Source organism: Roseovarius sp. (assembly GCF_018066915.1).
Lineage (GTDB): Bacteria > Pseudomonadota > Alphaproteobacteria > Rhodobacterales > Rhodobacteraceae > Roseovarius.
Window position 1 is genome coordinate 1 of record NZ_JAGPVV010000132.1, and the last position, 8,413, is coordinate 8,413.

Genomic DNA, 8,413 nt, shown 5'->3' on the forward strand with positions numbered 1-8,413 from the left:
TTTTGATCGCCGCCCCGATCCCTCAGGCAACAGCGCAGAAGCGGTCGAGATCGTCACATGGCACGCGTCCAAGGGTCGGGAATGGCCGATCACCGTGGTCGCCGAATTCGACCATGGTATTGAGGAATGGCCCGGCACCACAGCCACCCGGTTCGACGCATTGGACAAGATTGACGACATGGCAGCGGTGCTGGCCTCTGCCGCCCTGATCCACACACCCGGATTTGCCGCGCCCGAGACTGAACGGCGCTTTATCGAGGATCGCCGCGAGGCGTTCGAGGCCAATGCGAAAAACCTGCTCTACGTGGCCCTGACCCGCGCCCGCGATCGCTTGGTGCTGGAATGGCCGGAATTCCTAAAGGAGCGCGATGAGGACGCGCCCGAAGCGAAGTGCCTGTTTCACGTGTTCGACGATACCTGTGCGCCGCAGATTGCGGACGGGAAGCTGCGAATTGGCGGAGTGGATTGCCCAACGGTGATCACGCAATTGCCGGAACAGGCGAGTTTCACTGAATATCTGCCGGAAGTGGGGAGAGATACGCCTCGGTTTGGCGGCGTCGTGCCCCTGCCCAGTACGCCGACTTCGCCGTGGCGGTTGCAGCCTTCGCAGGCCGTTACAGCCGAGCCGATACCGGAAACGCGCGGGATCAGTCTGGGTGATCCTTGGTCCAGCACCATCAACAATGCTGCCCGGGGCACCGCGCTACATCTTGCCATACGCACTTACCTGACGCGATCCGACCTGATCTCAGATTTGCCTGCAGCCACAGGACTGGATGAAGCTACCCTGGCGCTGGTGGCAGAGCGGGCGAATGCGCTTAAGATCTGGCTGTCAGCCGACGGCTACACCGATTTGCAATGTGAGATCCCTGTGCTGGGACACACATCAGAGGGCGCTGAAATTCCCGGCATGATCGACCTGCTGGCAATCGGGCCGAAGGGATGCCTGTTGATCGACCACAAATCTGGCGGCTCCGGCGAGGGCTTCGGCCTCTACTGGCCCCAGCTCTCAAGCTACGCCTCGCTGGTAGCAAGACTGTTCCCGAAGCATCCGCTGCAAGGTATTGCGGTGTTCTGGATAGACCATGGGCGGCTGGAACTCGCGCAGCTGCCCGCCACCATCGGATCGACAAACACGGTTTCTGAGGTCGGCAGATGACGATTTCAGCTCTGGGATGGGTCTCTTTCGGAAGCGCCGAAGCCGAGGCCGTGAACGCGCTTATGGGCGCATTGACCGACAGCGAAGCTCGAGACGAACTCGGGATCGGCGCGATCCGCGACGGTTTTTCGGATTTGCTGTTCCCGGGCACCAGCACGGTTCAGACACGATTGCGCTATTTCCTAATGATACCCCAAATTTTTCATGACATCGATCTGCGCGGTCGGGACCGTCAGGCGGCGTTGCGGGACGCCGAGGCTGGCCTCATCGCCCGAATCCTCGCGTTGCCCGAGGGAGCTGACCGCGACCAGCTAATCGGAGTCGATGCAGGCGCAAAGCTGAAGCGGATGCCCAGTGCGATCTATTGGGGTGGGATTGGTGCATGGGGTATTCGGCTGGACGACAGAGCCCGCATACGAGACGTTCTGGAGCGGATGGCTGAGGGTGAGAGATGCTGGGCTGAAATGCCGTCTATCCCGAAAGATGACACGCGAGGCTTTAATCTAACAAAGGACGAGGCTGACTGGATAGTCGATCGCTGCGCCTCATTGCGAGATGGCCAGACGCTGCTGGGCAACCTCATGTCTAGAGCCCGCAACATTTCCAAAATCAACGACCTGAACAAGGTGGCGCAGCTCGATCTGCCCCGTAACCTGCAATTGCAGCTCAATCACGCGCTTGCCTTCGCAGATACGCTTTTTGGTGCATCTCTGCTCTACAACCTCTTGCTGGCAGAGCGGTTCGCCCCCGACACGGTCGAGCAGTGGCAGCAGCAATTGGACGAGTGGCAAAGAAGTGAAATCGTACCGGCAAAGGACGCGCGCACGCTGATTGCCCCGTTGCTAGAAGCGTCGGCAGAGATCGCCTTTCGCCCAAACCCTCTTACGATGGATTTCCTAAATGCTTGGCTCGGTGTCATGCATGCCCCAACAAGTAAAGATGCACGCGACATCATAATAGCCCGAGAGCGACAGGCTAAACTTGGTCGTGCCCGCCTGCAGCTCAATGGCGATTATAATTGGAGCGGCAGCTCAGGTGCGGGACGTCTGACCTTCCGCTGGGGCCGGGTTCACCGCTACCTGCAGGATGTTTCCGAGGCGAACGAAGTATGAAAGGCGAAAAGATCCTTGCCCCGGCTGAGCGCATTGATTTCGGAGAGGCCTTGGTGCCGCCCGAAGGTTATCGTCTGGAGGCGGCCATTGGCACGACTTTCTCGATGGACATTGCAACTGCCCTCACAGTGCCCGTCGCCATGGCATTGCGTGGAGGGATCGAGCGTGACGAGCTGATGGAGAATCCGCTTGCGGCACTGGCTGCAATGCAGCGCCTACAGGATCGTGTCAGGATCTTCGTAGAGGCAGGCAATATTCATCCACCAGCCGGCAAGCGCAATGCACTGATCAGCTTGCTTGAAGGACTTGTCGTCGAGGTTGCGCCGCCAAAGCGCGCGAGTTTCCACCCCAAGCTCTGGCTTATGCGCTTTTCCCCAGAGGCCGGAGGCACGACTCGTCAAAGGTTGGTAATGATGTCTCGTAATCTGACGAGGGATCGATCTTGGGATGTAGCATTGCAGCTTGAGGGCGAAGAAACGGAAAAAAACCAAGGAGGAAACCAACCACTTGTCGACCTCATTGACTGGATGCTTGGGCGCAAGCCCCGAGCTTTGCAGGAACTGCGTAACCAGCTTGCTTTTGTAAAATGGCAAGCCGTGCCAGGATTCCGCAAGCCCGTGTTTCACGCACACTTTCCTCGGTCACCTCATGTCTGGCGGCCAGGCAAGGGGCAGATGGCCGTTATCTCGCCCTTCTGCGATGATGCGGCATTGGACATGTTAGGGCGTGAACGGATCTGCGCTTTGGTTGCCTGTGATGACTGGCTCGCCCGTTTGGACGACGTTCCGAAGTGCAGCATGACGCTGATGGACCACGCCGTACCCGAACAGGAACCGACGGGTCATCAGGAACGCGCAGGGCTTCATGCCAAGATCTTCATCACCGAGAATGCCGATGAGACTACGATCACTCTTGGATCCGGCAATGCAACCTCAGCGGGCCTCGCAGTCAGCGGAATGCGCAATATCGAGGTCTTTGCCACTTTGAGGGGCAAGACGGCTAAAGTCGGCGGCATTGGTCTCGATTCCGAGGGAATTCTGGGCCATGACGGCCTCAGGCCGCTGCTGGCGGACTGGTCACCTCGCTCGCTGAGCGAAGAAGAGGTAGATGAAGCACGGTTCGAGGATGCCGTCCGGCAGGCCCGGCACGCAATCTTCGCAGCAAGGCCGCAGCTCACGTTCGCAAGTGTAGAAGACCAATGGTCGGCTGCGCTGCAAATGAAGTGTCCCGCAATTCCGGGTATTGTGCAGATCCATGCCCGGCTTGCGACACAGCATGGTTCAACGGCTATCGCGGGAGCTGGGCCTTGGATACTGGGCCTTGTAGGTTTGCTGAATGTGACCCGCTTCATTCAGATCGATTTGACAGGCGATAACGAAAAAACCGCTAGCTTTGTCACGCAGGCCGAGGCGCATGGGCTTCCAGACAGCGAGCCCCGTCTGCGGGCATTGATGGCAGAAATCATCAAGACCCCGGAGCAGATGCTGAGTTTCGTCCATGCGATGCTCGAGGTGCAACCCGACTTAACGGGCTTGATGCGAACGGGGAACCGCAACGGCCAAAAGACGGGTCAGAGCCAGCGCGCTGCGCCCCCGGTTCTGGAAACCCTGCTAAAGGTTCTTTTGTCCGACGACGGGCCCGCCCGGATGGCCGAGTTGGACAAGTTGCTACGGTTGATTCCTGCGGATACCCAGACTGCCGCTGGATTTCATGACCTCTGGTCCAAATTCATTGCCGTGAACGAAAAACGCAGATGAGCTTTGACCCTGAACCGGTTTTGTCGACACTGAAGCCCTTCCAGCGCGCAACTGTGGAATATGTCATTGGCCGGTTTCAGGCAGGCGCGCAGCGGTTTCTGGTCGCGGACGAGGTTGGCCTTGGCAAGACGCGGGTCGCGCAGGGAGTGATCTCGGTGCTGCTGTCTCAACTGTCCGATGGCGAGCGGGCCGATATTATCTATGTCTGCTCCAATGCGGCGATCGCGCGCCAAAACCTGCAGATCCTGAATGTCTTGCACGATGGTGAGGTTCTGCCCACACGTCTGACCCTGCTTTCCGATCCGAGAACAAATCTGCACAAAAATGGGGTTAATTTCATCGCGCTTACTCCCGGCACCAGCTTTGACAAGACCGGCGGGCTTGGCATCGCGCGGGAGCGGGCGCTTGTCCATCATCTCCTGCGCGGCAAGGTGCATGCAACCCGACTGAAAAACCTGCTGCGCGGCACTGTTCGAAAAAAAGAAAACTGGCAGCGCTACCTTAACGACGTCCCCCAACTCGGCGCGGGATACCGTGAAGAAACCGCTTCTGTGCTCATGGCCGGGGACATGGAAGTAAGTATCCGGGATGCAAACCTGAAACGTTCCGAGGAACGCAATCCGATTACCAAGGCCCTGCTGCAGCGTCTTGCCGCGCATTCTTTGACCTCATTGCGTCCGAAACTGATCATCTTCGACGAGTTCCAGAAGTTCCGCGACCTTTTCTCCGATACGGAGAGTGAAGCGCAGGCCCTGATGCAGCAGTTTCTCCGGACAGAACATCATGGCGCAAAAATACTTTTTCTGTCGGCAACCCCCTACAAGATGCTGACGATCAAAGGTGATGACCCGGAAGAGGGCGATCACCAGGAAGACTTTCTCGCAGCCATTAGAATGTTGCATGGTGGGGGCGAGGTCGGGAACACCGCCGCAAAAGAGCTGAAAGCAGAGATGCGGCTCTTCCGCGAGAATCTGCGCTGCTACGCGCAGGGTCTGCCAAACGAGGCGGCAGAGAAGCGCAATCAAGTCGAAGACCGCTTGCGCGGTGTCATGAGCCGCCAGGAAAGGGTTGCCGCGACTAGCACCGATGCCGGGCTGCGACGCGAAGAGATTACAGCAGATATACGGGCGGAAGATCTTCGGCAGGCTCTGGCTGTAGACCGTGTTGCCCGGCAGGTCGGCGGCCACAATCGCGCGGATTACTGGAAATCCGCCCCGTATCTTTTTAGCTTCATGCCCGGCGAGTTCGATCTCGCCAGGAAAATTTCTGGTTACGACAAGCGCGCTGACCTTGCCAGCACTGCGCGCCCAGCACTTTTATCAAAACGCCGGATCCATAACTTCGAAGCTGTACCAGCCGACAATGGTCGCATGCGAGCACTGATGGAAAACGTCTTCAAGGAAGGTGAACTTCACAGACGTTTGTGGTTACCCGCCAGCCTGCCCTATTTGTCCGGTCAGCCGCCTCTGACCAAATCGCTGGTATTTTCTGATTGGCAAATGGTCCCTGAGGCCATAGCGGCCCTGACCTCGCACGAGGCAGAGCGCAGGCTACGTCATGAGCTCGGGATCAAAGGTCCTGCAAAGAAGAAGGAAGCGAGGCTGCTGCGTCTGAGTAGCGCGGCGGAAGATTTGGGCAGCTCAATGCGGGTGATGTTGCTCCTCTACCCGTCAGACTTTCTAGCGCGAGCGGTGGATCCTCTGGAAATCTGGCGGCAGAACAGTAGCTTGAGTGCAGAAGAAATGCTCGCCAAAGCCAAGGTGCTAATTGCATCTGCCCTCGCCGACCAAATGTTGCCCCCCACCCGTGGTGCCGCCCCGTGGGAGTTGATCGCATGGCTTGATAAATCATCCCTCGGCACTCCCGATATCTCCCGACCGCTACATGAGTGGGTTGGCAAGGTTCGCGAGGGTCTTGACGCAGGTTCCCGTGATGACAGCAACGCACCCTCGTTGCTGGACCAGTTCACCGCCGGTAATGGTGTTCGCGCAAGCGTACCCGCAAGTGACGAGGCGGTGACGTTTCTGGCGCGGGTGGCGCTTGGGTCTCCGGCCGTTTGTTTGCTCAGATCGCTGCGCCGTTATGCAAAAGAGCCGTCGCCAGATCTGGCATCGGCCTCGGCCAGTATCGCGCTAGGCTTCCTGACAATGTTCAACCACCGCGAAGTTCGACCTTTGCTACTTTCTGGCGGAGAGGAAGGCGCTTGGTCAAAAGTCATTGACTATTGCGCTGAACATGATCTTCAGGCCGTGCTCGATGAATATTTGTACCAGCTCACCGGAGGAAAACTGACCCCCGAAACCATTCCCGGAAAGCCGCCATACGAAGGGCTGGCTAGGCGAGTAAAAGATGCGGTGGGCCTGCGCACGGCGCAGATTACCGCGCGCAACCCGTTCACAGGCAAAAGCTTCAACATGCCTTCGCATCTCGCGGCCCGTTTTGCTGCAAACGCCGCGAAAGACGGCGAGGGCGGCCAGACGCGCCTGGACACCCTTCGCGAAGCGTTCAACTCGCCCTTCCGCCCCTTCGTTCTCGCATCGACATCCGTTGGACAGGAAGGTCTGGACTTCCATCACTACTGCCACCGAATCTGGCACTGGAACCTGCCTGGAAGCCCAGCAGACCTGGAGCAACGCGAGGGTCGGGTTCAGCGATATCTCAATCACGCGGTTCGCAGCAACATTGCCACCTGCCAGGTTGCGGCCGCCCGCGAAACCGATGGCCCCGCTTGGCCGGCGATGCTTGCTGCCGCAGAAGAAGAGGCCCAAAACCTGGGCATGTCACGTTTAGGGATGTGCCCGCACTGGCTCTATACTGGCAATCTCGACGCACCTGCCCTCATTGAGTCTATTCTGCCTTTGCCTCCTTTTTCCCGCGAAGCGGGACTTGCACCTTGGTTGATAAAGACCACGGCACTCTATCGGCTTGCCTTCGGGCAGCCGCGCCAGTCAGACCTGCTTGCGATACTCGAAACTTCCGCATCCCAAAATATACAGTCGCTCATGATCCGCTTGGCACCAGGGGATTTTACCCACCTACCCGATAGCGACTGCACCAACCTGCAAGGAGACGAACAGCATGAAATACCGTGACCACGACGACCCAAAGATCTTCAAAGAATGCGTTTCGGCCATCACGTTGAAAGGCCGCCCGCAAGGGCTTCTGGAAGAGTGGCTTACAGAAGCGGAAGTCATCGTTAATGTTGCCCCTGGGCCGCGGAAAGGGCCGAAAGTGGCCCGGCCATGGCTTGCCGTGGACGAACTCGATGAAGTGCTATGGGCGAGTAAAATCCGTGAGGCCGTGATTGAATCCGACCATCTCGAAACATCATCGGGTCTGTTTATGCTGAGTAATGTGGAGCGGATTACCATCTTCATTCTAGGCGATTCCTTTGCCGATTCTGATCTCGAGACGTTCCAAAACGCCATAGAAAATTTGGAAAAATTAAGCCATCTCAGTATCGTGGTGGCTCCAAGTGCGCTCGCCTATGCAAAGGAGCACTTTGTGTGGAAACGTTCAGCCGTTACCTATGCCATCGCGACGGAATCTCGCCGCCGCAGTTAAAAACCTCGACATCGGCACCTTATCACCTCCGCGCTCTTACGCTTCATCGCCCGCGGGTTTCGCTGAGGTCTTCAGTTGGTGGCGCGCCACACCCGATACCGCCCCTGTCCGGTCACCTCGCAGATAAGGCCTCGCGTTTCCATCCAGGCGAGGTTGCGCTGGACGGCGGCGCGGCTGGCACCGGTCAGGGTCTCGGCCATTGGAGCGGAGACGACGGGCCATTCGGTCAGCACCGCGCGCAATGCTGGTGGTGTCTTGCCAGAGAGCGGGGCCATCATGGTTTCCGCCCGCGCTGACCATGCCTGGATATCGTCGAGGTGCCGCATCGCGGTCAGGCATGCTGTTTCCATTCCCTCGAGCCAACGCTCCAAGCGCTCAGCTGGTGGGCCACTGGCACGCAACCCCCCTGCCCCGCGTATAGCCAGAGGCGCAAAGGTGGCCCCCCCATTCGAATTCGGGCCTTCGCTGGCGGCAAACCGACGTACAGGCTAATCAAGTAAGGCTACATGGAGATGAATGTCCTTTTTTGAAAAGTACGTCGCTTAGCTTCTGATCCGGGCACTTGTCTGAACAGGACTTCGCGCCTCCACGCAAGGTGGGCAATGAGGTGCCCAAGTTACGCCCCTACCCCGCTCAGCCTCCCATAAAAACTGCGGTCAAGATGCAGCTCTCCAATTTGAGCGCGTTCGACAAGTCCACGAAGGTAACCGCCAGGCGATTTGACCTCACCGTTCGTCGATTTGTCGAGGATGAGCGCGATGGATGCAGCCGCAACCGCTGGTCCAAGTACTTTGTTTGCCACGCTCCAAGCATCCTCGGAA

At 58.2% G+C, this 8,413-nt stretch carries 6 protein-coding genes and 1 pseudogene; 5 read left to right on the top strand and 2 right to left on the bottom strand.

The annotated features are described in order from the left end of the window. The 5 genes from KBT70_RS07305 to KBT70_RS07325 form a co-directional block, all read left to right on the top strand. Positions 1-1,159: 3'-5' exonuclease (locus KBT70_RS07305; protein WP_296630576.1), on the top strand; the 1,159-nt coding region annotated here is incomplete at its 5' end. Next, complete coding sequence (locus KBT70_RS07310; protein ID WP_296630582.1) at positions 1,156-2,271, top strand: DUF6361 family protein; 1,116 nt, start codon at positions 1,156-1,158, stop codon at positions 2,269-2,271. The genes KBT70_RS07305 and KBT70_RS07310, both read left to right, overlap by 4 nt. Then, a complete protein-coding gene (locus KBT70_RS07315) occupies positions 2,268-4,028 on the top strand; it encodes a hypothetical protein (protein ID WP_296630586.1) in 1,761 nt (586 codons plus the stop codon). The genes KBT70_RS07310 and KBT70_RS07315 overlap by 4 nt, the downstream gene beginning before the upstream one ends. Then, positions 4,025-7,120, top strand: coding sequence for a helicase-related protein (locus KBT70_RS07320; RefSeq protein WP_296630590.1), 3,096 nt, complete (start codon positions 4,025-4,027; stop codon positions 7,118-7,120). The genes KBT70_RS07315 and KBT70_RS07320 overlap by 4 nt, the downstream gene beginning before the upstream one ends. Next, positions 7,107-7,592 (top strand): hypothetical protein, encoded by a 486-nt coding sequence (locus KBT70_RS07325; protein WP_296630593.1) that lies wholly within the window; start codon positions 7,107-7,109, stop codon positions 7,590-7,592. The genes KBT70_RS07320 and KBT70_RS07325 overlap by 14 nt, the downstream gene beginning before the upstream one ends. A gap of 71 nt (positions 7,593-7,663) precedes the next feature. Here KBT70_RS07325 and KBT70_RS07330 read toward each other — a convergent pair. After that, positions 7,664-8,065, bottom strand: a pseudogene (locus KBT70_RS07330) (hypothetical protein); the annotation flags it as partial. 143 nt (positions 8,066-8,208) lie between these two features. Continuing rightward, positions 8,209-8,413 (bottom strand): replication initiation protein RepC (repC, locus tag KBT70_RS07335; RefSeq protein WP_296630595.1); only part of this gene is annotated, 205 nt, incomplete at its 5' end.

Excerpts from the sequence above, each read along its gene's own strand:
- KBT70_RS07310 (WP_296630582.1), top strand. The coding sequence starts at position 1,156 with ATGACGATTTCAGCTCTGGGATGGGTCTCTTTCGGAAGCGCCGAAGCC.
- KBT70_RS07315 (WP_296630586.1), top strand. The coding sequence starts at position 2,268 with ATGAAAGGCGAAAAGATCCTTGCCCCGGCTGAGCGCATTGATTTCGGA.
- KBT70_RS07320 (WP_296630590.1), top strand. The coding sequence starts at position 4,025 with ATGAGCTTTGACCCTGAACCGGTTTTGTCGACACTGAAGCCCTTCCAG.
- KBT70_RS07325 (WP_296630593.1), top strand. The coding sequence starts at position 7,107 with ATGAAATACCGTGACCACGACGACCCAAAGATCTTCAAAGAATGCGTT.